This window comes from Paenibacillus sp. 1182 (genome assembly GCF_017833915.1).
Taxonomy (GTDB): Bacteria; Bacillota; Bacilli; order Paenibacillales; family Paenibacillaceae; genus Paenibacillus; species Paenibacillus polymyxa_D.
In genome coordinates, this window is sequence record NZ_JAFICR010000006.1 from 161,881 (window position 1) to 186,620 (window position 24,740).

24 protein-coding genes and 1 other annotated feature are annotated in these 24,740 nt (G+C 47.2%); of the genes, 23 read left to right on the top strand and 1 reads right to left on the bottom strand.

The window, feature by feature from the left end:
* Positions 1 to 3 precede the first annotated feature (3 nt).
* The 21 genes from mraY to JOD82_RS14330 all read left to right on the top strand — a co-directional run bounded on the left by mraY (position 4) and on the right by JOD82_RS14330 (position 21,863).
* Positions 4 to 972, top strand: coding sequence for a phospho-N-acetylmuramoyl-pentapeptide-transferase (mraY, locus tag JOD82_RS14230; protein ID WP_013311092.1), 969 nt, complete (start codon positions 4 to 6; stop codon positions 970 to 972).
* Positions 973 to 976: 4 nt separating this feature from the next.
* Positions 977 to 2,398 (top strand): UDP-N-acetylmuramoyl-L-alanine--D-glutamate ligase, encoded by a 1,422-nt coding sequence (murD, locus tag JOD82_RS14235; RefSeq protein WP_209949508.1) that lies wholly within the window; start codon positions 977 to 979, stop codon positions 2,396 to 2,398.
* A gap of 49 nt (positions 2,399 to 2,447) precedes the next feature.
* Complete coding sequence (spoVE, locus tag JOD82_RS14240; RefSeq protein WP_029517754.1) at positions 2,448 to 3,545, top strand: stage V sporulation protein E; 1,098 nt, start codon at positions 2,448 to 2,450, stop codon at positions 3,543 to 3,545.
* Between the two features lie 6 nt (positions 3,546 to 3,551).
* The gene (gene murG, locus JOD82_RS14245) at positions 3,552 to 4,661 is read left to right on the top strand and encodes an undecaprenyldiphospho-muramoylpentapeptide beta-N-acetylglucosaminyltransferase (protein WP_039272248.1); all 1,110 of its coding nucleotides are present in this window, start codon (positions 3,552 to 3,554) and stop codon (positions 4,659 to 4,661) included.
* Between the two features lie 146 nt (positions 4,662 to 4,807).
* Complete coding sequence (murB, locus tag JOD82_RS14250; RefSeq protein ID WP_029517752.1) at positions 4,808 to 5,713, top strand: UDP-N-acetylmuramate dehydrogenase; 906 nt, start codon at positions 4,808 to 4,810, stop codon at positions 5,711 to 5,713.
* Complete coding sequence (gene murA / locus JOD82_RS14255; RefSeq protein ID WP_176715673.1) at positions 5,703 to 7,013, top strand: UDP-N-acetylglucosamine 1-carboxyvinyltransferase; 1,311 nt, start codon at positions 5,703 to 5,705, stop codon at positions 7,011 to 7,013. The genes murB and murA overlap by 11 nt, the downstream gene beginning before the upstream one ends.
* Positions 7,014 to 7,070: 57 nt before the next feature.
* Positions 7,071 to 7,835: a cell division protein FtsQ/DivIB gene (locus tag JOD82_RS14260; protein WP_069010282.1), complete on the top strand. Its 765-nt coding sequence runs from the start codon at positions 7,071 to 7,073 to the stop codon at positions 7,833 to 7,835.
* Positions 7,836 to 8,034: 199 nt separating this feature from the next.
* Positions 8,035 to 9,306, top strand: coding sequence for a cell division protein FtsA (ftsA, locus tag JOD82_RS14265; protein ID WP_039272246.1), 1,272 nt, complete (start codon positions 8,035 to 8,037; stop codon positions 9,304 to 9,306).
* A gap of 67 nt (positions 9,307 to 9,373) precedes the next feature.
* A complete protein-coding gene (gene ftsZ, locus JOD82_RS14270) occupies positions 9,374 to 10,498 on the top strand; it encodes a cell division protein FtsZ (protein WP_013311084.1) in 1,125 nt (374 codons plus the stop codon).
* A 188-nt stretch (positions 10,499 to 10,686) separates the two neighbouring features.
* Positions 10,687 to 11,673, top strand: coding sequence for a sigma-E processing peptidase SpoIIGA (gene spoIIGA / locus JOD82_RS14275; protein ID WP_209949510.1), 987 nt, complete (start codon positions 10,687 to 10,689; stop codon positions 11,671 to 11,673).
* Between the two features lie 105 nt (positions 11,674 to 11,778).
* Positions 11,779 to 12,519, top strand: coding sequence for an RNA polymerase sporulation sigma factor SigE (sigE, locus tag JOD82_RS14280; protein WP_209949512.1), 741 nt, complete (start codon positions 11,779 to 11,781; stop codon positions 12,517 to 12,519).
* A 96-nt stretch (positions 12,520 to 12,615) separates the two neighbouring features.
* A complete protein-coding gene (sigG, locus tag JOD82_RS14285) occupies positions 12,616 to 13,398 on the top strand; it encodes an RNA polymerase sporulation sigma factor SigG (RefSeq protein ID WP_007431182.1) in 783 nt (260 codons plus the stop codon).
* A 112-nt stretch (positions 13,399 to 13,510) separates the two neighbouring features.
* Complete coding sequence (locus JOD82_RS14290) at positions 13,511 to 13,855, top strand: YlmC/YmxH family sporulation protein (protein WP_176715675.1); 345 nt, start codon at positions 13,511 to 13,513, stop codon at positions 13,853 to 13,855.
* An 81-nt stretch (positions 13,856 to 13,936) separates the two neighbouring features.
* Entirely contained in the window at positions 13,937 to 14,821 is an 885-nt protein-coding gene (gene pgeF / locus JOD82_RS14295) for a peptidoglycan editing factor PgeF (protein ID WP_069010285.1), read from the top strand.
* An 8-nt stretch (positions 14,822 to 14,829) separates the two neighbouring features.
* On the top strand, positions 14,830 to 15,531 hold the full coding sequence (locus JOD82_RS14300; protein ID WP_029517744.1) for a YggS family pyridoxal phosphate-dependent enzyme: 702 nt from the start codon (positions 14,830 to 14,832) through the stop codon (positions 15,529 to 15,531).
* Positions 15,522 to 15,974 carry a cell division protein SepF gene (locus JOD82_RS14305; RefSeq protein ID WP_069010286.1) on the top strand — a complete coding sequence of 151 codons (453 nt, stop codon included), beginning with the start codon at positions 15,522 to 15,524 and terminating at the stop codon, positions 15,972 to 15,974. Before JOD82_RS14300 ends, JOD82_RS14305 begins: the two co-directional genes overlap by 10 nt.
* Before the next feature lie 7 nt (positions 15,975 to 15,981).
* On the top strand, positions 15,982 to 16,239 hold the full coding sequence (locus JOD82_RS14310) for a YggT family protein (protein ID WP_029517743.1): 258 nt from the start codon (positions 15,982 to 15,984) through the stop codon (positions 16,237 to 16,239).
* Positions 16,240 to 16,247: 8 nt separating this feature from the next.
* Positions 16,248 to 17,030, top strand: coding sequence for a YlmH family RNA-binding protein (locus JOD82_RS14315; RefSeq protein WP_029517742.1), 783 nt, complete (start codon positions 16,248 to 16,250; stop codon positions 17,028 to 17,030).
* Positions 17,031 to 17,202: 172 nt separating this feature from the next.
* On the top strand, positions 17,203 to 17,712 hold the full coding sequence (locus JOD82_RS14320) for a DivIVA domain-containing protein (protein ID WP_023989434.1): 510 nt from the start codon (positions 17,203 to 17,205) through the stop codon (positions 17,710 to 17,712).
* Between the two features lie 167 nt (positions 17,713 to 17,879).
* Positions 17,880 to 18,161 (top strand) — a binding site (T-box leader).
* 79 nt (positions 18,162 to 18,240) lie between these two features.
* Positions 18,241 to 21,330: an isoleucine--tRNA ligase gene (gene ileS, locus JOD82_RS14325; protein WP_209949514.1), complete on the top strand. Its 3,090-nt coding sequence runs from the start codon at positions 18,241 to 18,243 to the stop codon at positions 21,328 to 21,330.
* A gap of 140 nt (positions 21,331 to 21,470) precedes the next feature.
* Positions 21,471 to 21,863 (top strand): DUF5665 domain-containing protein, encoded by a 393-nt coding sequence (locus JOD82_RS14330; RefSeq protein ID WP_209949516.1) that lies wholly within the window; start codon positions 21,471 to 21,473, stop codon positions 21,861 to 21,863.
* Positions 21,864 to 21,885: 22 nt separating this feature from the next.
* On the opposite strand, the gene JOD82_RS14335 is transcribed toward JOD82_RS14330, so the two are convergent.
* A complete protein-coding gene (locus JOD82_RS14335; RefSeq protein WP_061828501.1) occupies positions 21,886 to 22,620 on the bottom strand; it encodes a TraR/DksA C4-type zinc finger protein in 735 nt (244 codons plus the stop codon).
* A 235-nt stretch (positions 22,621 to 22,855) separates the two neighbouring features.
* Here JOD82_RS14335 and lspA point away from each other — a divergent pair, with 235 nt between their 5' ends.
* The gene (lspA, locus tag JOD82_RS14340) at positions 22,856 to 23,347 is read left to right on the top strand and encodes a signal peptidase II (protein ID WP_023989430.1); all 492 of its coding nucleotides are present in this window, start codon (positions 22,856 to 22,858) and stop codon (positions 23,345 to 23,347) included.
* 1 nt (position 23,348) lies between these two features.
* A complete protein-coding gene (locus JOD82_RS14345; protein ID WP_103049653.1) occupies positions 23,349 to 24,320 on the top strand; it encodes an RluA family pseudouridine synthase in 972 nt (323 codons plus the stop codon).
* The last annotated feature ends 420 nt before the right edge of the window (positions 24,321 to 24,740 follow it).

Consider the following 24,740-nt stretch of genomic DNA (forward strand, 5'->3'; position numbering starts at 1 on the left):
CCCATGGATATTCAATTATTACTGCTGACGATCGTCGTATCGTTTATACTGGCGGTCATTGCCGCTCCACTGCTCATTCCGCTGCTGCGGCGAATGAAATTTGGCCAGCAGGTCCGGGATGACGGGCCACAAAGCCATCTTAAAAAGATAGGTACGCCTACAATGGGCGGTATCGTGATTCTGGTGGCTTTTACGCTGACCTTTCTTAAGTTTTCAGCTATCAAAAATACGGACTTTTACGTTCTGCTGGTTGCTACACTCGGTTTTGGGCTGATCGGCTTTTTGGATGACTATATCAAAATTGTATTCAAACGCTCGTTAGGCCTGACGGCGCGTCAAAAGCTGTTTGGACAATTATTGTTTGGCGCGATCATGTGCTGGCTTCTGCTTAGCAATGATCATAGTACTGCGATCGGCATCCCTGGAACGTCATGGTCATTTGATTGGGGCGGCTGGTTCTATTATCCGTTCATTATTATCATGATGCTGGCAATTAGCAACGCTGTCAATTTCACGGATGGGCTGGACGGGCTGCTGTCCGGTACAAGTGCCATTGCCTTTGCTGCTTATGCCATTGTCGCGATTCAGGCAACCTCGCTTCCGGCAGCAGTATGCTCAGCAGCTATGATCGGCGCTGTACTAGGATTTCTTGTATATAATGCTCATCCTGCCAAGGTGTTTATGGGTGACACAGGCTCGCTGGGAATCGGCGGCGCCATAGGTGCCATTGCCATCGTTACGAAAAGCGAAATTTTGTTTCTCATTATCGGCGGTGTATTCGTAATTGAAATGCTGTCCGTGGTCTTGCAGGTAGCTTCCTTTAAAACACGTGGCAAGCGTATTTTCAAAATGAGCCCTATTCATCATCATTTCGAGCTGTCCGGCTGGTCCGAATGGCGCGTAGTTATTACATTCTGGGCTGTAGGACTGCTGTTGGCAGGACTCGGACTTTATCTCAACAAGGGGTTGTAGACTAATGAATCATCCAGACGCATACAGAGATCAGGAAGTCGTCATTATCGGTCTGGCCAAAAGCGGTGTGCAAGTTGCCAAGGTGCTGCACCAGGCCGGAGCGAAGCTGACAGTCAATGATAAAAAAGATAGGGAACAATGTCCCGAAGCTTCTGAATTAGAGGCTTTGGGAATTTCCGTTTTATGCGGGGGTCACCCAGAGGGGTTGATTCATCCTGGAGTGAAGCTGGTTGTCAAAAATCCAGGCATTCCTTATACGGCCCTTCCCGTACAGAAAGCTGTCGAGCTCGGCATTGAGGTTGTGACCGAGGTTGAGGTCGCCTACCATCTATGTAAAGCTCCGATCATCGGAATTACTGGCTCCAACGGAAAGACGACCACGACCACTTGGGTAGGCAAGCTGTTGGAGGCATCCGGCATGAATCCAATCGTGGCTGGTAATATCGGTACGCCCGTATGTGAGGCGGCTGTGGACGCCAAGTCGGATGAGTGGATGGTTGTGGAGCTGAGCAGCTTTCAGTTAAAAGGAACAAAGGATTTCAAGCCCGCTGTGGCCTGCCTGCTCAATGTAGCAGAGACCCATTTGGACTACCACGGAGGCATGGAGGACTACGTTGCATCCAAGGCGCGTCTATTTGCCAATCAAACGGCGGCGGATACTGCGGTGGTGAACTGGGACGACCCCGTCTGCCGGGAGCTGGTACCCTATATAAAAGCGAAGCTGCTTCCGTTCTCTACGACAGAACGTTTGCAGGAAGGGTTGTTTGCTGATCCGCCATACATACCGGATGTGACGGACGATATTGAACGTAGCATCGTATACCGCGATGGAAATGGTGTGCTGCATCCCATTATAGGCATAGCTGAGATTGGACTTCCGGGTCGTTTTAACGTAGAAAATGCTCTTGCTGCCTGCGCAATCGCCATTGCTGCAGGCGCAGAACCAGCAAATTTGGCGGAACCATTAAGTACTTTTCGCGGCGTAGAACATCGGCTTGAATATGTTTTAGAACACGCTGGTGTAGCTTATTACAATAATTCCAAAGCAACCAATTCGAAAGCAACGATGATGGCCTTATCTTCCTTTAAGCAGCCTATTGTACTCATTGCCGGAGGATTGGATCGTGGCTCTGATTATACAGAGCTCGTACCTTCTTTACAGGAAGGTGTGAAAGCCGTTGTGCTCCTGGGTGAGACACGGCATAAGCTGGCTGAGCGGGCCAAGCAGGCCGGAATAGAGCATGTCAAGGTCGTCGATAATGGGGAGGATGCCGCCGCTACGCTCGTGGAGGCTGTGAACAAGGCTTCTGAATTTGCTGAGACGGGAGATGTGGTATTACTCTCACCCGCCTGTGCAAGCTGGGATATGTTCCGATCCTATGAAGAGCGTGGACGTATTTTTAAAGAGGCGGCGCATAAATTGTAAGTAGGGGGGTTGGATAAGCCCCTACTTTTATGCAAGGGGTGGCCTCCTGATGAAGCAGTCTCGTCCAGCGCCGGATCTATGGCTTTTCGTTTGTATTGTAAGCTTATTAGCCATCGGCATGGTTATGGTATATAGTGCGGGCGCCGTCCTCGCTTTTCACGAGTACGGGGACTCCTACTATTTTGTTAAGCGACAATTGCTGTTTGCGGGGCTCGGCCTAGTAGCGATGTACTTTACTGCCAGAACGGACTACCGGGTCTGGCAGAAATATGCCAAGGTCGTATTGTTGATCTGTCTAGCGCTGCTGGTTGCCGTATTAATTCCCGGCATTGGTGTAGTAAGAGGCGGGGCACGAAGCTGGCTCGGTATTAGCTCTTTCGGCATTCAGCCTTCCGAGTTTATGAAGCTGGGTATGATTCTTTTTCTCGCTCGTTGGCTCAGTCGTCCTGATTATGATATTAGCTCTTTTACGCGCGGCCTGTTGCCGCCGCTTGGACTCATGGGACTGGCTTTTGGGCTTATTATGCTCCAGCCCGATTTGGGCACAGGTACGGTAATGATGGGAGCGTCCATGCTCATCGTATTTACGGCAGGCGCGCGTATGAAGCATCTCGGTCTGCTAGCTCTGTCGGGAGCAGCGGGGTTTGCTGCACTGATTGCAGCTGCGCCTTATCGACTCCAGCGCATCACAGCTTTTCTGGACCCTTGGTCCGATCCGCTTGGCGCAGGCTATCAAATTATTCAATCGCTATATGCGATTGGTCCTGGCGGGCTGGCGGGCTTGGGACTCGGAATGAGTCGACAAAAATATAGCTACGTTCCTGAGCCGCAGACTGATTTTATTTTTTCCATTTTGGCGGAGGAGCTTGGCTTTATCGGTGGAATGACGGTGCTGGGGCTCTTTTTGGTTCTCGTGTGGAGAGGAATGCGTGTCGCTATAACCATTCCGGATACCTATGGTAGTTTGCTTGCGGTGGGTATTGTCGCAATGGTCGCCGTACAGGTCGTCATTAATATTGGTGTCGTTATCGGTTTAATGCCGGTGACAGGAATAACACTGCCCTTAATCAGCTATGGAGGTTCTTCTCTGACCTTAATGCTAACTGCTCTGGGCATTTTACTAAATTTATCACGTTATGCGAGGTGAACGTTTATGCGCGTCGTGTTGAGCGGCGGCGGCACCGGAGGGCATATTTATCCGGCGTTGGCCGTAGCCAGACAGTGCGAAGAGATTGATCCAGACGCTGAATTTTTATACATTGGCGGTCAACGAGGACTCGAAAGTAAGTTGGTTCCTCAGGAAAAAATTCCATTTGAGGCTATTGATATCACAGGATTTCGTCGCAGCTTGTCTGTGGAAAATATAAAAACGATCATGCGTTTTTTCAAAGGGGTTCGCAGATCCAAAGCATTATTAAAGAAATTTAAGCCAGATGTCGTTATTGGAACTGGGGGATATGTATGTGGCCCCGTCGTTTATGCAGCTTCCAAGTTGGGAATTCCCAGCATTATTCATGAGCAAAATGCAATTCCAGGGCTGACTAATACATTTCTGAGTCGCTATGTGGATACAGTGGCTGTTAGCTTTGAAGGCTCAGAAGGAGCTTTTCCCAAAGCTAAAAATGTACTGTACACCGGAAACCCACGTGCTACAACAGTTCGTTTGGCTAACCGGGATCGGGGATTTGCTACGATTGGGGTTCCGATGGACAGCTCAGTTGTTCTTGTGGTTGGTGGCAGCAGGGGAGCGAAGGCCATTAATGACGCCATGATTGCAATGGCTCCGCAACTTTCGCAACTGAAAGACGTCCATTTTGTATATGTAACCGGAGAATCTTATTACGAGCAAACGCTGGATAGCATACGGAATCAGATCGGCTCATTGCCCAATCATCTACATGTGCTTCCCTATATTCACAATATGCCAGAGGTGCTGGCCTGTACTTCTTTAATTGTTAATCGTGCAGGTGCGTCCTTCTTGGCAGAGATTACATCGCTCGGCATTCCGTCCATTCTGATCCCATCACCTAATGTGACGAATAACCATCAGGAGGCTAATGCTCGTACCCTTGAAAAGGCAGGCGCATCCGTCATGATTGTAGAAAAGGAACTGAGTGGCCCGGCCCTGTTTCAATCTATAGCGGGAATTATGAAGGATAAGGCATGGCGGAGTCGCATGGCGGAGTCGGCGTCTGCGCTTGGCAAGCCTGACTCAGCGGATATTTTAGTAAAAGAAATGGAGCGTCTTGCCCGTAAAAGGTAGTTTGCAGCGTAGAATTGGGCGGTTGTCACACACCGGATGGTATTTACATAGGATACCCTATAGATTGTGACCATCACTCAGGCTGCCGGTTGTCAGGTGAGAGCCTTATAACCATGCGGGGCAAGCAACAAGGAGGTTTCAGTACAATGCAGCAATGGATGCCATTATTAGCGGAGCATGATATCGGAAAAGTGCTGGAGCATGAGCCGCTGTCCAAATATACGACATGGAAGATTGGAGGCCCTGCGGATGCACTTGTCATCCCGGATACCAAAGAGCAGCTGGCAAGAGTTTTGAAGCTGGCTAGCGAGCACGGAATTCCCTGGATGCAGTTGGGGCGGGGCTCCAACATGCTCGTCTCTGACAAAGGGATACGGGGACTTGTGATCAAGCTGGGACCAGGATTTGATTATGTTCATTTTGAAGATGAACAGATCGTTGCTGGAGGAGGCGTTTCACTGGTCAAACTGTGCGTTATGGCCAGCAAACAGGGCCTATCCGGTCTTGAATTTGCTGGTGGTATCCCAGGATCGGTCGGTGGGGCTGTCTACATGAACGCCGGTGCCCATGGGTCTGATGTGTCACAAATATTCCAGTCCGCTGAGATTGTGCTGGATACAGGGGAATTGGCTGTGTACGATGCCGAGAATATGCATTTCAGCTATCGTCACTCCGTGTTGCATGAGCAACGTGGAATGGTGACAGAGGCAGTGTTTCGGATGAAGCGGGGCGACCGCGAGGAAATTTCAGCAGCGCTTGCGGCTTTTAAAGACCGCCGTCGGCTGACTCAGCCGCTACAGTTAGCTTGTGCAGGAAGCGTGTTCCGCAATCCTCCAGGAGACTATGCTGCCCGTCTTATTGAGAGCGCAGGTCTCAAGGGCTTGAAGGCGGGAGGCGCAGAGGTATCTGTACAGCATGCCAATTTCATTGTAAATACCGGTCAAGCGACAGCAGAGGACGTGCTTACCCTAATGAAGCATATTCAAAGTACAATATCATCTCAAACCGGCATCAAGCTAGTTCCGGAGGTTTTCGTAGTGGGTGAGCGGTAAACTCGGAGGTGATACATTGGACAAATTGGTGATTGAGGGAGGCCGTCCCCTGTCAGGCACCATACGTATCCATGGGGCAAAAAATGCGGCACTACCTATTCTTGCAGCGAGCTTACTTGCACAAGGTAAGGTAGAAATTCGGAATGTGCCCCATCTTTTAGACATTAAGGTCATGCTGCACATCCTTGAAAGACTCGGCTGTACATGCCGACATGAAGAGGAAACGGTATACGTGGATACGTCGTCCGTCCGAACGTTCCAAATTCCGGAAGATTTGATGAAGCAAATGCGCTCATCTATCTTTCTGATGGGACCGCTGCTCGCCAGATATGGAGAAGTTTCTATTTACCAGCCCGGAGGCTGTGCCATAGGCGAGCGCAAAATTGATCTTCACCTAGAGGGCTTAAAAGCTCTTGGCGCAGAGATAGAGGAAAAAGACGAGCAAATTACGTTTCGAGCCCACAAGCTGATCGGCTCGGACATCCACATGGATTTCCCGAGTGTAGGTGCAACGGAAAATATTATGATGGCCGCTGCGTTGGCTGAAGGACGAACAACGATCACCAATGCAGCGAGGGAACCGGAGATTCAGGATTTACAAAACTTCTTGAATGCCATGGGAGCCCGCATTATCGGTGCTGGAACCGACACGATTACAATTACGGGGGTCAGTTGCCTCAATCCGTGTACGTATGAGGTCATTCCTGACCGCATAGTTGCTGGAACGGTTATGATCGCAGCTGCAGCTACACGAGGAAGTGTGTCGTTGACACACTGCAATCCATCCCACTTGTCTGCTCTGATTCATGTCCTCAGGCGGGCTGGTGTTCAAGTCGGCATCTTGAATGATATAATGACCGTAAGTTGTATGAGTCGTCCCAAAGCAGTGGAGAGGATCGTTACCTCCCCTTACCCGTCTTTTCCGACGGATTTGCAATCTCAGGTCATGGTTCTGCTTTCTTTGGCGGACGGATTCAGTGTCATGAAAGAGACCGTCTTCGAAAGCCGATTCAAACATGTGGATGAACTAAATGTAATGGGTGCTGATATTACGGTTGATGCAAATGCTGCCTTTATAAGAGGAGTTTCACGTCTGTACGGGGCTACGGTAGAGGCTACCGATCTGCGGGCAGGGGCTGCGCTGGTCATAGCGGGTCTAGCGGCTCAAGGACGTACCGTTGTCGAGCAGGTTCATCATATTGACAGAGGGTATGACCGGATCGAGCGTCTTTTTCAGGGACTGGGTGCCCGAATGAGCCGTCAGTCTCCGGTGCCGGAGCAACTGGATTTCGTAAATTAATGCCTGTAATGTCCCTCCATTAACGGGGGGACAAAAGGGCTTTTGTGGAGAGAAGCTATGCCAAATGCTCAAATACCTGTTCTTAAAAAGAACAGAACGAAAAAAAGAACAAGCCGAAAGATTGCTATTCTTCTCATTTTGTTGTTTATCGTATTGCTCGCTGTTCTCTTTTTCCGTTCTTCGTTGAGTCGGGTTTCTGAAATTCGTTTTGATGGTAATGTATTTTCGACCCGAGACCAGCTTCTTAACCGAAGCGGTCTGGCTGTTGGAGATCAGTATTTCGGAGTCAGTTCATCTGACATCTCTGAGAAGTTGCGGGAAATTCAATCGATACAGCAAGTCACAGTGGACAAGCAGTTTCCGGGTATTATTGCTATTCACATTAAAGAGTTTGCTACGGTCGCTTACGAGTTGCAGAGTGACGGGAGCCTTCGTGCTATTCTAGCGAATGGGACAAGCGTGGGCGTGGGGAGTAGCGGAATAGCCGTTGAGAAGCCTATTTTGACCAAATGGAAATCTGATGATCCGTACAAAGCAAAGCTGTGTGATGCTTTATCACGCATTCCGGGGGAATGGACTGCCGATATTTCGGAAATCATTCCTGCGCCGATTCCTTCTTTTCCGGACCGCATCAAAATGTACACACGTTCCCAGTTTGAGGTTATAACAACCGTTTCTCTACTGAATTCTAAAATCAGCTATTTGAATCAGGTGCTAGAAACAGAAGATCCAGGTTTGATCACCATGTTGGAGGCGGATTCCTACGTTCCGTTCAAACCAGATACGAGTGAAGAGAGCCAAGAAAAAGATACTACTCAGTGATGTGAAAAAATGCTAGAATTGATTTTATGGGTAATAGACTTGCCTCCTTCTTTTTTCTTCAAATTTTTATGTGACTGCAACCATAAATTGGCTTCTAAAAAATTTGTAGAAAAAAGAGGGAAAGCATGGAGTTTGTTGAATATGTACAGAGTGTGTTTAAAGAACGAAATTCATTTTGGAGTCAGGAGGTGCCACAGACTTGAGCAACAATGACATCATTGTTAGTTTGGACATCGGTACATCCAAAGTTCGGGCTATTATTGGGGAAATGAATAATGGAACCTTTAATATTATTGGAGTTGGATCTGCCGACTCGGAAGGGATTCGCAAAGGTGCAATTGTAGACATTGATCAAACCGTGCAATCAATCCGTAACGCCGTGGATCACGCAGAACGCATGGTTGGTATTCAAATAACAGAAGTGTATGTGGGGATTTCAGGCAATCATATTGGCCTGCAAAATAGTCATGGCGTAGTAGCTGTGTCCAACGAGGACCGTGAAATCGGTGAGGAGGACATTGAGCGTGTACTGAAGGCAGCTGAAGTTATTGCCGTACCACCGGAGAGAGAAATTATTGACGTGGTAGCCAAGCAGTACGTCGTAGATGGCCTTGAAGGCATTCAGGACCCTCGCGGTATGATTGGAGTTCGTCTCGAAGTAGAGGCTACGATTGTTACTGGAGGCAAGACCCCGATACATAATCTGTTGCGCTGCGTTGAGAAAGCTGGCTTGAGGATTAAAGATCTGGTCTTGCTGCCTCTTGGAGCCGGACAATTGTCTCTTTCGAAGGATGAAAAGGTGATGGGTTCAGTTCTGGTGGATATTGGTGCAGGTTCTACGAATGTTGCCATTTTCCAGGAAGGAACGATTGTTGCCACATCAACACTTCCGATTGGTGGAGAGTTTGTAACCAATGATATTGCCTACGGACTGAGAACCCTTACCGATCAAGCCGAAAAAGTAAAGCTTAAATACGGCTGCGCATGGTATGATGATGCGGCAGTCGATGTCGTCTTTAAAGTGACACGTATCGGCAGTAATGTGGATAAGGAGTTTAACCAGCAGGATTTGGCTGCTATTATTGAGCCGAGAGTGCAGGAAATTTTTCAACTCATTCAGGCGGAAGTTAAGCGCTTGGGTTACACAGAGCTTCCGGGAGGTTATATACTTACCGGAGGCACCGTCTCCATGCCTGGTGTACTTCAGGTGGCACAAAGCGAACTGGCTGCTTCCGTAAGGATCGCCGTACCTGATTTTATCGGTGTAAGGGATCCGGGCTACACGAGCGGAGTAGGAATCTTGCATAATGCTATTCGTTACTATCGCGGAAGATCGACTAGCGTTAGCAACAGTGGCGGAAGTGCCAAGAAGCCGACTAACCGAACCAAAAGCAGTAGTCCCGTTGCGGAAGGTGAGCAAAAGCAGGGGTTGATTGAACGATTAAAAAATATGTTCAGTGAATTTATATAACGTTCATTGCTAATTATGCCAATCATGGACGGGCCATCCATGCACATTGAGGGGGAGATGGAATAGTATGTTGGAATTTGATTTTGAAATGGAGAGCTTGGCTCAAATTAAAGTGATCGGCGTCGGAGGCGGCGGCAGCAATGCGGTTAACCGAATGATCGAAAATGGTGTTCAGGGTGTGGAGTTCATTACAGTCAATACAGATGCCCAAGCACTTCATTTAGCGAAGTCTGAGCATAAGCTTCAAATTGGCGATAAGCTGACCCGCGGTCTGGGTGCCGGCGCTAACCCAGATGTGGGTAAAAAAGCGGCTGAAGAGTCGCGTGAGCTCATTATGAATACGCTCAAAGGTGCGGATATGGTATTCGTAACGGCGGGAATGGGTGGCGGTACAGGAACCGGAGCGGCTCCTGTCATTGCTGAAATTGCCAAGGAATGCGGCGCGCTGACTGTAGGCGTGGTAACCCGACCGTTCACGTTTGAAGGGCGTAAGCGCTCCAATCAAGCTGAACTTGGTATTGAGGGATTAAAAGAAAAAGTAGACACTTTGATTGTAATCCCGAATGACCGCTTGCTTGAAATTGTGGACAAGAAAACCCCGATGTTGGAAGCATTCCGTGAAGCGGACAATGTTCTGCGTCAGGCGGTACAAGGTATTTCAGATTTGATCGCTGTACCGGGTCTAATCAACCTTGACTTTGCTGACGTTAAGACGATCATGACGGAGCGTGGTTCCGCTTTGATGGGGATTGGCGAAGCAACTGGTGAAAATCGTGCGGCTGAAGCTGCACGCAAGGCGATTATGAGCCCGTTGTTGGAGACATCCATTGAAGGTGCTCGTGGTGTGATTATGAACATCACTGGCGGCAACAACCTGTCTCTGTATGAGGTTAATGAGGCAGCTGAAATTGTAACATCGGCTTCCGATCCGGAAGTAAACATGATTTTTGGTGCTATCATTGACGAAGAGTTGAAAGAAGAGATCAAGGTTACCGTCATTGCCACTGGCTTTGAAGGCAAGCCAAGTCAACCGGCACCGGGACGTAAACCGGCAGCTAACCCAGCTACTTCCGAATCGGCGGAAAAAGGCTCTCCTAACTTGCGTCCATTTGGTAACACTCAAAGCAGTGATCAATTAGACATTCCTACATTTTTACGTAACCGTTCGCGCAATAATAATAACGATAACTAGTTTCAATTCAGACTGCCCGCATTCTCCCTGGAGATGCGGGCTTCTTTCTGTTTTCCGTATCCTGCAGTTCAGGTGCTTCTCCTCTTTCCGACAAAATTAGTCGGTCACCGTCCCCACCGTTAGACAGACTTTGAACAGCATGACTACTATACTTAAGCCTATCCTGCAAACGCTGGGCGGGTGAAGCCTTGGTTGTTTATATCGACTTGATTTTTTTGGCCAATTTGTTCATTGATGCTGTGCTGCTGATGGTCACCGCTTGGATGAGAAAAATCCGTCCGGTGTGGTGGAGGTTGATGGCTTCAGCTGGAATCGGCGCAATGTACGTGGTCATGATGTTTGTGCCGGAACTGTCCTTTTTATTTACGTTCCTGATCAAACTGGCATTATCGGTCATAATGCTGCTGGTGGCTTTTGGATTTGGCAGCATGCAAAAGTATCTTCGTACAATGGGTGCCTTTTACATGATCAATTTTGTAGCTGCAGGTGGCATTTTGGGGATGCATTATTTTCTCCAAAATACAGGGGAACTGTTTAATGGCATCTGGTACACCGCTTCAGGAGGAATGTCTTTTGAACTGAAAATTGCATTCTGGTTTATTTTATGCGCATTTGGCGGAGTGATGCTTTTCTTTCGAATTGTGCAGTCCTCAAAGCAGCGCACAGAAAGGATGAGTGGGTTTCTGGGACAAGTGCAGGTGTGGATTGGACAGGATCATATTGAGTGTACAGGCTTGTTGGATACAGGTAACCAGCTCCATGATCCTTTGACCCGAACCCCGGTGATGGTCATGGAGGCAGCATTGTGGGAGTCGTATTTGCCTGCTTCCTGGCTCCAAAAATGTTCTGAGGGTAATGCTGACCAACTGGTGATGGAACTGGGAGACGAATCGTTTAGCTGGCAGGATCGTGTTCGTCTCGTCCCCTATCGTGGAATTAACCGCAGTCATTCCTTTATGCTTGCCCTTAAACCAGACCGGGTAGAGGTGGTGATGAATGGGGTTCATTTTGTACATCATCGAGTGTTGATTGGCTTGGACGGGGGAACATTGTCAGCAGAGGGTAAGTATCACGCCATCATCCACCCGGATGTGACGGCACAAGAAGGGGGCAGTGCTGATACCAACCAGAAACGAGATGCACATTTGAGTGAACATTTAACAGAATCAGGATGATGGAGCATAAACACAAAATGATGTTTGAAGGCAATGAGAAACATCCATTGGTGAAATGGACGGAGCACAGATGGAATTGCACATTTTTAAAAGGGGGAGAATGATATGCGGGAACAGATGAAATTGAAGATGAAAATTAGGCTAGCGTTGCAACTGCAATATTATCGTATTTTATTTTTATTTGGGCTGAAAAGTGAAGAAATTTATTATATTGGCGGCAGCGAGGCGCTCCCCCCACCGCTGACGAGAGACGAAGAAGATTATTTGCTGGGAAAACTTTCTTCTGGAGATGCGGCAGTACGGTCGATGCTAATCGAAAGAAATTTGCGGTTAGTCGTATATATTGCCCGCAAATTTGAGAATACGGGCATCAACATTGAAGATCTCGTATCCATCGGTGCTATTGGACTAATCAAAGCGGTTAACACTTTTGATCCGGAGAAGAAAATCAAACTTGCCACCTATGCGTCCCGATGCATTGAGAATGAGATTTTGATGTATTTGCGTCGCAATAGTAAAACAAGAACGGAAGTTTCTTTTGATGAGCCTCTGAATATTGATTGGGACGGTAACGAGTTGTTGCTTTCCGATGTGATGGGGACGGAAAATGATACCATTTACCGTAATATTGAAGAGCAGGTAGACCGTAAATTATTGCATAAAGCACTGGATAAGTTGACGGATCGAGAGCGTTTGATTATGGAGCTGCGCTTCGGCTTACAAGACGGAGAAGAGAAGACACAGAAGGATGTTGCTGACCTGTTGGGTATCTCGCAATCGTATATTTCGCGTCTGGAAAAACGAATAATAAAGCGCTTACGAAAAGAATTTAATAAAATGGTATAATGCATGGGTATATCCGGAAGCGATGGAAACGGCGAATAAAAAAATGCCCTCAGGAGATAATGTACATTAATGTTGCTCCTTGGGAGGTAAGACACGATGACCCGAAACAAAGTGGAAATTTGCGGTGTGGATACCGCCAAACTGCCGGTATTAACCAATGCAGAAATGCGCGAGTTGTTCACATCACTTCAGCAAAATAATGAACGATCAGCCAGAGAAAAATTGGTCAACGGCAATCTCCGACTCGTCCTGAGTGTGATTCAACGATTTAACAATCGGGGAGAGTTTGTGGACGATTTGTTTCAGGTAGGATGTATCGGCCTAATGAAGGCGATTGATAATTTTGACCTTTCGCAAAACGTAAAGTTCTCCACTTACGCGGTGCCGATGATTATCGGAGAGATCCGCCGTTATTTGCGGGATAACAATCCGATCCGTGTATCCCGTTCGTTACGGGATATTGCATATAAGGCGCTTCAAGTGCGGGACAGTCTGACGAATCTGAACTCGCGGGAACCAACGATTTTTGAAATTTCAGAGGCACTGAATGTGCCTAAAGAAGATGTTGTGTTCGCGTTGGATGCAATTCAGGATCCGGTTTCGCTGTTCGAGCCGATATATCACGACGGGGGCGACCCAATCTATGTGATGGATCAGATCAGTGATGACAGAAATAAAGACGTCTCATGGATTGAGGAAATCGCTCTGCGGGAAGCGATGCATCGCCTGGGCCAGCGTGAAAAGATGATATTGTCTATGCGTTTTTATGAAGGAAAGACGCAAATGGAGGTTGCCGACGAAATCGGTATCTCTCAAGCCCAGGTTTCAAGATTAGAGAAGTCGGCTATTCAGCAAATGCAAAAACATGTAAAGTCCTAATGAAATGAATGCTTGAATGATTCAGCGATAAAAACGATCCTATCCGGATCGTTTTTGCGTTTACAGGACATTTTTTGGGCTCTTTCGCTCATATAGTGAATTAAAGGATGTGATGCGTGTGAGTGCACCGGAAACGTCAGTAAGAGCCATGAAAATTTCCGAGTTTCAAACCAAGGATGTCATTAACATTGTAGATGGGCGACGTCTGGGACAAATCAGTGATCTGGAGATTGACGTACGACAAGGGAAAATTGAAGCTATTGTGGTTCCGGGCAGCAGTCGATTCATGGGCTGGTTTGGAGGGGGAAGCGAATTGGTTATTCCGTGGCGCAACATTGTGAAAATTGGTTCGGATGTTGTGCTTGTTCGATTGGAGGGATTGCATGATCCACCGGATGAAAGGGAGGAAAAGCCGTATATCGAACGTCAGGAGCGGAATGACCGACGGGTCTTTTGAACAAGAGGGACACGTAATTTAGTATGTTGTGAAGACACAGCGGCGGCTTTTTGGTACACTGGGCAGTAGAGGTGAGAATGAATGGAACCATTTGTAATGAATACCGAGGCTACGGGGGCTATGCCAATGCAAGATGGCGGACGTCCCGTACCGGAGTTGTTATATATTCAATCCTGGGAACGACAGGTTCAGGGATTAACAGCGGGTTTTACAGGTCGTCATGGAGGTGTCAGTGAGGTTCCCTACGCTAGTCTGAACTGTGCGTTTCATGTAGGGGATGACCCCGAGAAAGTCATTCGTAACCGGCGGCTCATTGCAGAGCAACTTGGTTTTGCTGCTGAAGCATGGACGTGCGGTGAGCAGGTTCATGGTCATCATGTTGCTGTGGTCAAGGCTACTGACCGCGGGCGGGGCTTTATAGATCGTGCATCCGCTTTTCAGGACACAGATGGACTGTTGACGAATGTACCTGGCATTTTGCTGACGTCTTTTTATGCAGACTGTGTACCCTTATATTTTTGTGATCCAGTGCGCCGTGTGATTGGGTTGGCGCATGCAGGCTGGAAGGGAACCGTTGCGGAAATCGCATTGAAAATGGTACAGACCATGCAAAACGAATATGGATCTCAGCCGTCTGATATACTAGCAGCTATTGGTCCTTCCATTGGTTCTGAATCCTATGAGGTGGATGAGCACGTGATGAACCAAATTCGGGTTTTGGAGCATGATTGCCCGGGTAATGATAAATGGGAAGGTTCTGTTTACTTCCCCTTAGCTGACGGTAAAACACTACTTGACTTGAAACAATGCAATCGACACATTATGATGAAAGCAGGAATATTGCCGAGCCATATCGAATGTACAACCTTATGCACGAGTAGCCGTAGCGATTTGTTTTTTTCATATCGCAAAGAAGGCGGCGTCACAGGAAGAATGGCGAGTTGGATTGGTCTGGAAGAGAGGTGAGTCCTCCCGTGTCTTTGGAGGAACGAATTAAAGAAGTGAATGCCCGTGTAGAAGCGGCATGTGCCCGAAGCGGACGTTCGCGTGATGAAGTAAATGTGATCGCTGTCACGAAATATGTTTCGGCGGCGACAATGACATCGGTATTGGATAGCGACTTAGAGCATGTGGGCGAAAATCGCTGGCAGGATGCTGCGGATAAATGGAGTAAGCTGGGTGACCGGGGAACGTGGCATTTTATTGGTCATCTCCAAACGAATAAGGTTAAAGATGTAATTGGAAAATTTAAATTTATACATTCGCTTGACCGCTTATCACTCGCTCAGGAATTGGATAAGAAGGCAGCTGCTCTGGGACTGCGAGTTAAAGCTTTTGTGCAAGTCAATATTTCTGGGGAAATGTCCAAATATGGCTTGTCCTCTGAGGCGGTTGTCCCCTTTTTGGAACAAATTCGCGAGCTGGAACATGTGGACGTGATTGGCTTGATGACGATGGCTCCTCATGAGGAAGACCCGGAAAAAACTCGGCCTGTGTTTCGGGGATTGCGTGAATTACGGGATAGGTTAAATGGACAAGCCTTGACCAGGGAACCCATCGTTCACTTGTCTATGGGGATGTCCAATGATTTTGAAGTGGCGGTTGAAGAAGGAGCGACCTGGCTGCGGCTTGGTTCCGTACTGGTCGGACGAGAGGAGGATTTCCATTGGGCGTAATGAATAAGTTCATGAACTTTCTGGGGCTTCAGGAAGAAGAGGAAGTTATAGAGCGAGAGGTTATGAATACGCAGGAAGATCAAGAAATTGAAACCCCAAGCTTTGATAAACGTAAGAACCAGAAGGGCACTAATGTTGTCAGCATCCATTCACAGAAAAATGTGAAAGTTGTCCTGTATGAGCCGCGTTCTTATGATGAAGCACAGGAAATTGCCGACCATATCCGTTCCCATCGCACCGTCGTAGTCAATTTGCAACGAATTCGCAAGGATCAGGCGCTACGCATTATTGATTTTTTGAGTGGTACTGTGTATGCACTGGGTGGTGGTATTTCCAAAGTCGGGAACAATATTTTTCTGTGTACACCAGATACGGTTGAGATTCAAGGCTCTATTACGGAAATACTGGCTGACACTGAACAAGAACTTAACAGAATGAGGTGAACTTTTCTTGATCGAGGTAATTTACTGGCTATTTCAGATTTATTCGTACATGATCATTGCATATGTTCTGCTGTCATGGCTTCCTAATGCTAGAGAGAGTGTGATTGGTGATTTACTTGCCAAGTTTGTGGAGCCGTATTTGTCTCCTTTTCGCAGGTTTATACCGCCAATCTTCGGGATGATTGATATTTCTCCCATCGTTGCGCTGATTGCTCTGCGTTTTGCGTCGTACGGTTTGATTTCTTTAATTGGTAAGCTCGTCTAGGAGGAGTTATGCGAACTGAGATTTATGAGCATTTTCACCCGGATGAACGGGATTATGTGGATCGTGCTTCCGAATGGATCAGTCATGCGGGGGCTTATCATGAGCAGAAGCTGACTGATTTTTTGGACCCGCGCCAACAGTACATATTGGAGACACTTGCTTCGAAGGAAGACAAGGTCACGATTAGGGTAGATGGCGGATACATGGCTTCGGAACGAAAGCGGGCGCTGATTGCGCCCGATTATTCGTATTTGGACGGTGAGGAGATGGGGATTCAGGTCCTTTCCATCACATCTGACGATCTTAAAATAGGTACCCTTGAGCACGGTGATTATCTAGGTGCCCTACTGGGACTTGGAATCAAACGTGGGAAAATTGGAGATATTCATGTACTGGATGATGGGTGTCATGTATTGGTAGCTTCAGAGATCGGTAATTTTATGACGATGCATTTGCAGCAGGTACACCGTGTTCATGTATGGACAGAACTATTGCCTGTAGCGAGTCTGCGAACGAAGGAAGTTGCATTAGAGACGCTAGACCTGACGGTCGCTTCTTTGCGTCTGGACGGTATTGCTAGCGATGTGTACAAGCTAAGCCGCAGTAAAATATTAACACCGATTCGGGCGGGACGGTGCAGGGTAAATTGGAAGGTGGAGGAGAATCCATCCACTCCACTTAAAGCTGGAGACGTTATTTCCATGCAGGGTTTTGGGCGTTTCAAAGTGCTTGAAACAGACGGGATGACAAAAAAGGGAAGATTCCGTGTCAAAATTGGTAAGTTTGTATAGCTGTAGGCAGGAATCACGAGCTTTCTGTCGAAAGAATTAAGCTATAGCGAAGAACTGGAACGATTTTGCTCTGTACAGTATTCACAAAACGGGGTATGATGACCGATAGATGATAGTGAGCGTCGTGACGCGGAAAATGTATTTTTTGTCAATCTTATAGGAGGTGGACGGCATGCCATTAACGCCATTGGATATACATAACAAGGAATTTGCCCGCCGGCTTCGCGGTTATGATGAGGATCAGGTTAATGAATTTTTGGATCAGGTGATCAAAGATTACGAGGGCGTTATTCGTGAAAATAAAGAACTGAGCACCGAGTTGTTGAACGTACAGGAGAAGCTCGATCATTTCGCGACTATTGAGGATACGCTGAGTAAGACGATTATCGTAGCGCAGGAAGCCGCAGATGAAGTTCGTAACAACGCCAAGAAAGAATCCCAACTGATCGTGAAGGAAGCGGAAAAAAATGCGGACCGTATTGTGAACGAAGCATTGTCCAAATCCCGCAAGATCGCGTTGGAGGTTGAAGAGCTGAAGAAGCAGGCATCGATTTACCGAGCACGGTTTCGTACACTGGTGGAAGCACAGCTTGACTTGTTAAGCCAAGACGGCTGGGAAGCTCTTGAAAACCGGGAACGCGAAGTACTGGAGCGCGAGCGTGAGATGAAAGAAATTTACTAATTTCATTTCTGACAAGCTTTTATTAGACGTTGTTAGGGTTGACTTTTCACTTTAAACAGGCTATAACTGTAAATACTATACTGAATTCAACGATTGTCCGTCCGTCGGCTGATGGTTGTTATTCAAGGCAACGATGTTGCTGTTTAATATTCGATGAATTTAACATGTTTAATTCGTTGATGGGAACTAGTACGTCATGATTTGTCCCTCAGAGAGTTGGCCTTCCGGTGCAAGCCAACGTTCAGAACATGACCGAAGATCCTCCCGGAGAAGTGAGCTGAAGCGCTTAAGATGTATGGCGTGTGTAAGCAATCACCGTTTGCCATGCGTTATAATGGCGCCCTGCTGTAGTTGAGTGGGGCTCAGAGAGCCGTGATGAGACTGTATTTTTAGAATGGTCTATTTTTACGGAATCAGGGTGGTAACGCGAGCACAGTCTCGTCCCTTTACAGGGATGGGGCTTTTTTTGTTGCTTTTTTTAGGAAATGCTAGGGAAATCAATGATGAGCAGAGAGGGAGTATGACAGTATGAACAGAGTGGATGTTAAAGAAAAAGCACGGTCCCGTGACCTGCGCATCCTGAGCAAATGGAAGCAGGAGGACACATTCCGTAAATCCATTACAAATCGTGAAGGAAAGCCAAATTTTGTGTTCTATGAGGGCCCACCAACAGCTAACGGTAAACCGCATATCGGTCACGTGCTGGGCCGTGTAATTAAGGATTTTGTGGGCCGCTATCAGACAATGAAGGGATACCGCGTCGTACGTAAGGCAGGCTGGGACACGCATGGCTTGCCGGTAGAATTAGGTGTACAGAAGCAACTGGGGATCTCCCATAAACCTGAAATTGAAGAATACGGCGTTGAAAAGTTTATAAAAAAATGTAAGGCGAGCGTGTTTGAATACGAGCAACAATGGCGTGATCTAACCGAAGCGATCGGATACTGGACAGACCTCGATAACCCGTACATTACATTGGATAATAACTATATCGAGAGCGTATGGAACATTTTGGCGACCATTCATGAAAAAGATCTGCTGTATCGTGGTCATCGTGTGAGTCCGTATTGTCCGGATTGTCAGACAACGCTTAGTTCTCATGAAGTAGCGCAGGGCTACAAAGATGTAAAGGATCTGAGTGCCACGGCCAAATTCAAGCTGCATAGCAGTGGTGAATATGTACTGGCTTGGACGACAACACCCTGGACCTTGCCGAGTCACGTGGCGCTTGCCGTCAACCCTGAACTGGAATATGCACGTGTGAAGCAGGAAGACGGTGTATACATCGTTGCTAAAAATCTGGTTGAAGACGTCATTAAAGGCGAGCATGAAGTGATTGGCACGCTATCTGGTTCAGAACTGGTTGGCCAAACCTATACCCCGCCATTTACGTATTTTCAGGTTGAGAAGGGTAATCAGATTCTGGGTGCGAAGTTCGTAACAGATTCCAGCGGTACAGGTATTGTTCATATGGCTCCAGCGCATGGTGAGGATGATTACCGGGTATGTCGTGAAAATGGTGTTGAGTTTATCAACGTGGTGGATCTTCAAGGTAACTATGTAGAGGAAATCACTGATTTTGCAGGCCGTTTTGTGAAAGACTGTGATGTAGATATTGTTAAAATGCTGTCCGAAAAAGGCTTGCTGTACAGCAAGGAAAAATACGAGCATAGCTATCCGTTCTGCTGGCGCTGCGATACTCCATTATTGTACTATGCTATGGACAGCTGGTTTATCAAAACAACTGCGATCAAGGATCAATTGATTGCCAACAACAGCGAAGTCGAATGGTACCCGGGGCATATACGTGAAGGACGTTTTGGCAAGTTTTTGGAGGAACTGGTGGATTGGAACATCAGTCGCGATCGCTATTGGGGTACACCGCTGAACATCTGGGTTTGTGAGGAAACTGGAGAACAGTTCGCTCCTCATAGTATTGCTGAGTTGAGGGAACGTGCGATCGGCGACGTACCAGCGGATATCGAGCTGCACAAACCATATGTAGATGATATCAAGGTTCGTAGCCAATGCGGTAAATACGAAATGACTCGTACACCGGAAGTAATCGACGTATGGTTCGATAGCGGCTCCATGCCGTTTGCGCAGCATCATTATCCTTTTGAAAATAATGAAACGTTCGAGCAGCAATTTCCGGCAGATATGATCTGTGAAGGGATTGACCAGACTCGTGGCTGGTTCTATAGCTTGCTTGCGGTTTCGACTATGCTGACTGGCAAAGCTCCTTATAAAGCTGTCATGGCGACAGGCCATGTACTGGATGAGCAGGGGCAGAAAATGTCCAAATCCAAGGGTAATGTTATTGATCCGTGGGAAGTGATTGACGAGTATGGTACAGATGCTTTCCGCTGGGCATTGCTGTCAGATAGTGCACCATGGAATAGCAAACGTTTTTCCAAAGGCATTGTAGGTGAGGCTAAATCGAAGCTGGTGGATACGCTTGTCAATACACATGCTTTTCTGACCTTGTATGCGGATATCGACGGATTTGATCCGGCACAGCATCCGTTCAAACCATCGGCTCATAAGTTGGATCGTTGGATTTTGTCCCGTCTGAACAGCCTGATTTTGGTAGTGGACAAAGCGCTGGCTGTAAATGACTTCCTGAACTCATCCAAAGCGATTGAGTCGTTTGTGGATGAGCTGAGCAACTGGTATATCCGTCGTTCACGCGACCGATTCTGGGGCAATGGTCTTACAGAAGATAAGCTGGATGCATACCGTACACTGACCGAAGTGCTGTTAACGACTGCCAAACTGCTTGCGCCGTTTACACCACTGCTTGCAGAGGATATTTACCTCAACCTAAGCAACGGGGAAAGTGTTCATTTAGATGATTATCCGACTGCCAATGAATCCTTGATCGATCTGGAACTGGAACGAGATATGGAAACGGCACGCCGTGTCGTCGAATTGGCGCGTAACGTCCGCAACGAAACGGGTTTGAAAACGCGTCAACCGTTGTCCGAGTTGATTCTGTCCATGGATCAGGACTTTGAACTGAGTGGCTATGAGGAAATCATCAAAGATGAGATTAACGTGAAGCATATTCATGTGGAGACGGACGATAGCGGCTTTGTAGATTTTACACTGAAACTGAATTTGAAAGTAGCAGGCAAGAAATACGGCAAAAATGTCGGTTTCCTACAAAACTTTTTCAAGGGAATGTCTGCTGAGGATACCCGTTCTGTTGTAGAAAAAGGAGTGTTAAACGTCGCTTCTCCAGAAGGTGAAGAACTGCAAGTTACGGCTGAAGAATTGCTGGTGGAGAAAAAAGCGAAAGAAGGCTTCGCTTCTGCTTCCGGTTATGGCTTAACGGTAGCGTTGAACACAGACATTACACCGGAGCTGGAGCAAGAGGGCTGGGTACGTGAAGTGGTTCGTGCGGTACAGGATTATCGTAAAAAACTGGATCTGCCGATTGAAAAGTATGTGGCGTTGACGTTGGATGTAGATAATGAGCTGCGTCTGGCCATTGAAAGCTTCGATTCTGTGTTGCGTGAGAACGTATTGGTTACTACTGTGACATTTGGTCAAGCCGAACCGGCAGAACATGTGGAAGTGAACGGTAAAACCATCGGCGTTCATATTGGGGAATAATTACAAGCCCCCTGTCCCATAATACAATAACAGGCAGCATATAAAAACGAGCCTAAGCATCGGAAACGGTTTTTCTCCGTTACGTGCTTCGGCTCGTTTGCTGCGTTCAGGGCAGCCATGGGAAAAGGGGGATTGTGCATATGACGGCACGATCAAGGCGTAGACAGGGAAGGAGTCTCCGAGGGGTAAACGGAGAAGGGGCTGCCATAGCCGCAGATAAAAGCAAAACAGGTAATCAGGCAGAGCAATTAAGTCGTGTTGAAAAGCTGATACGTGCTGTGTCAGAGCAGATGGAACGGACACGTATTGCAGATTACGCTTTGCTGCTGAATAAGCCTTGGCGATTACTCTGGCTAAATCTAATATCAGGCGTTTCCCGGGGAATCGGCATCGCGCTAGGTTTTACTTTTTTTGCCGCTACCATTATTTATGTGCTGCAAATGCTCGGAGCGTTGAATTTGCCGATTATCGGTGATTATATCGCTGATATTGTACGGATCGTACAGCGACAATTGGAGCTTACCACCTATTAGGCAACGATCTCCACTTTGAAGTTCACGATTCGTCTTCGTGCGTATCCGGCTCCAGTAGACCTTCGCCCTCGCCATCTTCTAAATAACGCTGATAAATGGAGCTGCGAATAACAGATACATTTTGTCCATAAATGTCAGTAGCAATAAAGCTTTCGTATGGCTCTACGAAGCCCATATTATCATCGCCTGCTTCAATTTCCATATCATCATAACTGTGGATTTCTCCACTTTCGGCCATGGCTGGTGTGTTAGAGGTACCCCAATTTTCGACGATCTGCCAAGCATCTTCACCGTCGAAGCCGTTTTGATCATCACGCTCATCCAGACTCGTTCTGCCGAACGAGGGAGCGAGAAATTCTTCCTCTACTGGGCGGCGGTTAGACACTTCTGTTTCGGGACTGTACTCTTTACAGTAAATGGTATAGGGAACAGCCAGTAGGCGCTCATAGGGAATGGGTTTACCGCTGGCGGCACAAATGCCATACGTCCCCTTTTCCATAGCCATCAGAGCTGATTCGATGCGTTCTAATTGGAATTCGTCGTGTTCCAGTAAGGAAATATCCTTGGCTCGCTCGTAGGTTTCGGTAGCCAGGTCTCCTGGGTGGTTATCAATAGGAGAAAGCTCGCCGGTTTGGTCGCGTTGGGAATCGCCGAGTCCGTAATGGTCGTTGTCTTGCAAACGATGTTCAATTTCTTTTTTGCGTTCCAGCAGTTCGTTACGCAAGCCCTGCAATTGTTGCTCCGTCAATGGGGACATGGAATCCTCTCCTTGTTCTAGGTTTACATGCGCATGCGTTGTGTCGAGTATGCTCCATGTAGTTTGCACCGGGAAGACCTCTTTTACATAGGAAATTCTAATCAAATGCGAAGGAGTTCATTTTATGGATGATCTGTACTTGAAGCTTGCGGGACTCGTGGACGATCTGAGAATGCTTATGCTACAATAAATGGGTTCAACAACGGATATAAGCGGATCGGAGTGACGAAGGACTGTGATTTATTTTGGTATTGCGCTAATTATTTTTTTGATTGATCAGGGAGTCAAATATTTGGTGGCTACGCGGATGGAATTGTACGAACAAATACCAGTCATCGGCAACTTCTTTTTAATCACCTCCCATCGAAATCGTGGAGCTGCTTTTGGGATTTTGGAAGGTCAACGTTGGCTTTTTATCGTGATTACAATTGTAGTGGTGATTGGTATCGTCTGGTACCTGCGAAAAACAGTCAAGGCTGGACAAAAGCTACTTCCTGTTGCGCTAAGTTTGGTGCTGGGGGGAGCAGTCGGTAACTTTTTGGATCGAGCTATTTCAGGGGAAGTAGTTGATTTTGCACAATTTAATTTTGGGAGCTATACGTTCCCCATTTTTAATGTGGCAGATTCGGCGATTGTCATCGGTGTAGCACTGATTATTTTGGATACATTGCTGGAATCGCGTCGGGAAAAAGGAAATGGCAATGATAGCATTGAAGGGAAGTCATAGCATGAGCGAAGTGAATGAAAACGGCGAAGCCGCAGGTCTGTCTTATGAGGACGAACTGGAGGGTGAATCTCTGGAATGGACAGCCGATTCCGGGGATGCCAAAACGCGTATAGACAAATATATCGCCGAAGAAATGAAGGAAGTGTCTCGTTCTCAGATACAGATGTGGATCGGAAATGGTCGCGTGCTGGTGAACGGTACGGCGATCAAGGCGAACTACAAGCTGGCTGAAGGAGATCGTATTGTATTATCGGTACCGGAGCCAGAAAGTGTAGATATTGTACCGGAAAATATTCCGTTGGATGTCGTTTACGAGGACTCGGACGTTATTGTTATTAACAAGCAACGTGGTCTGGTCGTGCATCCTGCACCGGGACACTCTTCGGGAACATTGGTTAACGCACTGATGTACCACTGTCACGATCTTTCCGGCATCAACGGGGAATTACGTCCTGGTATTGTTCACCGTATTGATAAGGATACATCAGGACTGCTGATGGCGGCTAAAAATGATCAGGCTCACGCATCACTTGCAGCACAGCTTAAGGACCATAGTGTGACTCGGAAATATATAGCCTTAGTTCACGGTCATTTGAGCCACGATCAGGGAACGGTAGATGCTCCGATTGGCCGCGATTCGGGTGATCGCAAATTGTTCACAGTGACGGAACGCAACAGCAAGCATGCAGTCACCCATTTTCTTGTCATTGAACGGTTGGGGGATTATACCCTGCTTGAACTTCAATTGGAAACAGGACGCACACACCAAATTCGTGTTCACATGAAATTTATTGGACACCCATTGGTTGGCGACCCTATGTATGGGCGCAGCAAAGGGGTTCGTATGGATGGTCAGGCGCTGCATGCGGCGGTACTGGGCTTTAAGCATCCATCCACTGGAGAGTACATGGAATTCAACAGACCGATCCCTCCTGATATGGAGGATGTTTTAGCATCCTTGCGTAGTCGCTAAAACAATGACAATTTGCATTCCTATTCACAAACCTGAATAAATTATTAAGTTAAACCGCCTAATTGGCGGTTTTTTTATTGTGGGATAAGGTATGGGTAAAAACAACTATGGATAATTATACAATGAAGTTGTATAATTATTAGAGTGCTTCCGGTGGTTCCGGTTGAACGGGTGTTGACACACGATTTTCAATCTGTCATACTTCTTGTAGTTGCGATGAACTTTGTCCAAGAGATGGCTAACCATCTCACACTATGAGAAGCAGGACAAAGGAAATCCTGAATAGCACCTTTAAATCAGTCCCGTGAGGCTGGCAAGGTAACGTGAATGGATCACTGATCAGTGCATCCGCTGCGGCGGTATGTCTTCAGTGTGTCCGAGAGATCGGAGAACAGTGGAAGACTGTTCACACGAGACTCC

Excerpts from the sequence above, each read along its gene's own strand:
- mraY (WP_013311092.1), top strand. The coding sequence starts at position 4 with ATGGATATTCAATTATTACTGCTGACGATCGTCGTATCGTTTATACTG.
- murD (WP_209949508.1), top strand. The coding sequence starts at position 977 with ATGAATCATCCAGACGCATACAGAGATCAGGAAGTCGTCATTATCGGT.
- spoVE (WP_029517754.1), top strand. The coding sequence starts at position 2,448 with ATGAAGCAGTCTCGTCCAGCGCCGGATCTATGGCTTTTCGTTTGTATT.
- murG (WP_039272248.1), top strand. The coding sequence starts at position 3,552 with ATGCGCGTCGTGTTGAGCGGCGGCGGCACCGGAGGGCATATTTATCCG.
- murB (WP_029517752.1), top strand. The coding sequence starts at position 4,808 with ATGCAGCAATGGATGCCATTATTAGCGGAGCATGATATCGGAAAAGTG.
- JOD82_RS14260 (WP_069010282.1), top strand. The coding sequence starts at position 7,071 with ATGCCAAATGCTCAAATACCTGTTCTTAAAAAGAACAGAACGAAAAAA.
- ftsZ (WP_013311084.1), top strand. The coding sequence starts at position 9,374 with ATGTTGGAATTTGATTTTGAAATGGAGAGCTTGGCTCAAATTAAAGTG.
- sigE (WP_209949512.1), top strand. The coding sequence starts at position 11,779 with ATGCGGGAACAGATGAAATTGAAGATGAAAATTAGGCTAGCGTTGCAA.
- sigG (WP_007431182.1), top strand. The coding sequence starts at position 12,616 with ATGACCCGAAACAAAGTGGAAATTTGCGGTGTGGATACCGCCAAACTG.
- JOD82_RS14290 (WP_176715675.1), top strand. The coding sequence starts at position 13,511 with ATGCGTGTGAGTGCACCGGAAACGTCAGTAAGAGCCATGAAAATTTCC.
- pgeF (WP_069010285.1), top strand. The coding sequence starts at position 13,937 with ATGGAACCATTTGTAATGAATACCGAGGCTACGGGGGCTATGCCAATG.
- JOD82_RS14315 (WP_029517742.1), top strand. The coding sequence starts at position 16,248 with ATGCGAACTGAGATTTATGAGCATTTTCACCCGGATGAACGGGATTAT.
- JOD82_RS14320 (WP_023989434.1), top strand. The coding sequence starts at position 17,203 with ATGCCATTAACGCCATTGGATATACATAACAAGGAATTTGCCCGCCGG.
- ileS (WP_209949514.1), top strand. The coding sequence starts at position 18,241 with ATGAACAGAGTGGATGTTAAAGAAAAAGCACGGTCCCGTGACCTGCGC.
- JOD82_RS14330 (WP_209949516.1), top strand. The coding sequence starts at position 21,471 with ATGACGGCACGATCAAGGCGTAGACAGGGAAGGAGTCTCCGAGGGGTA.
- JOD82_RS14335 (WP_061828501.1), bottom strand. The coding sequence starts at position 22,620 with ATGTCCCCATTGACGGAGCAACAATTGCAGGGCTTGCGTAACGAACTG.
- JOD82_RS14345 (WP_103049653.1), top strand. The coding sequence starts at position 23,349 with ATGAGCGAAGTGAATGAAAACGGCGAAGCCGCAGGTCTGTCTTATGAG.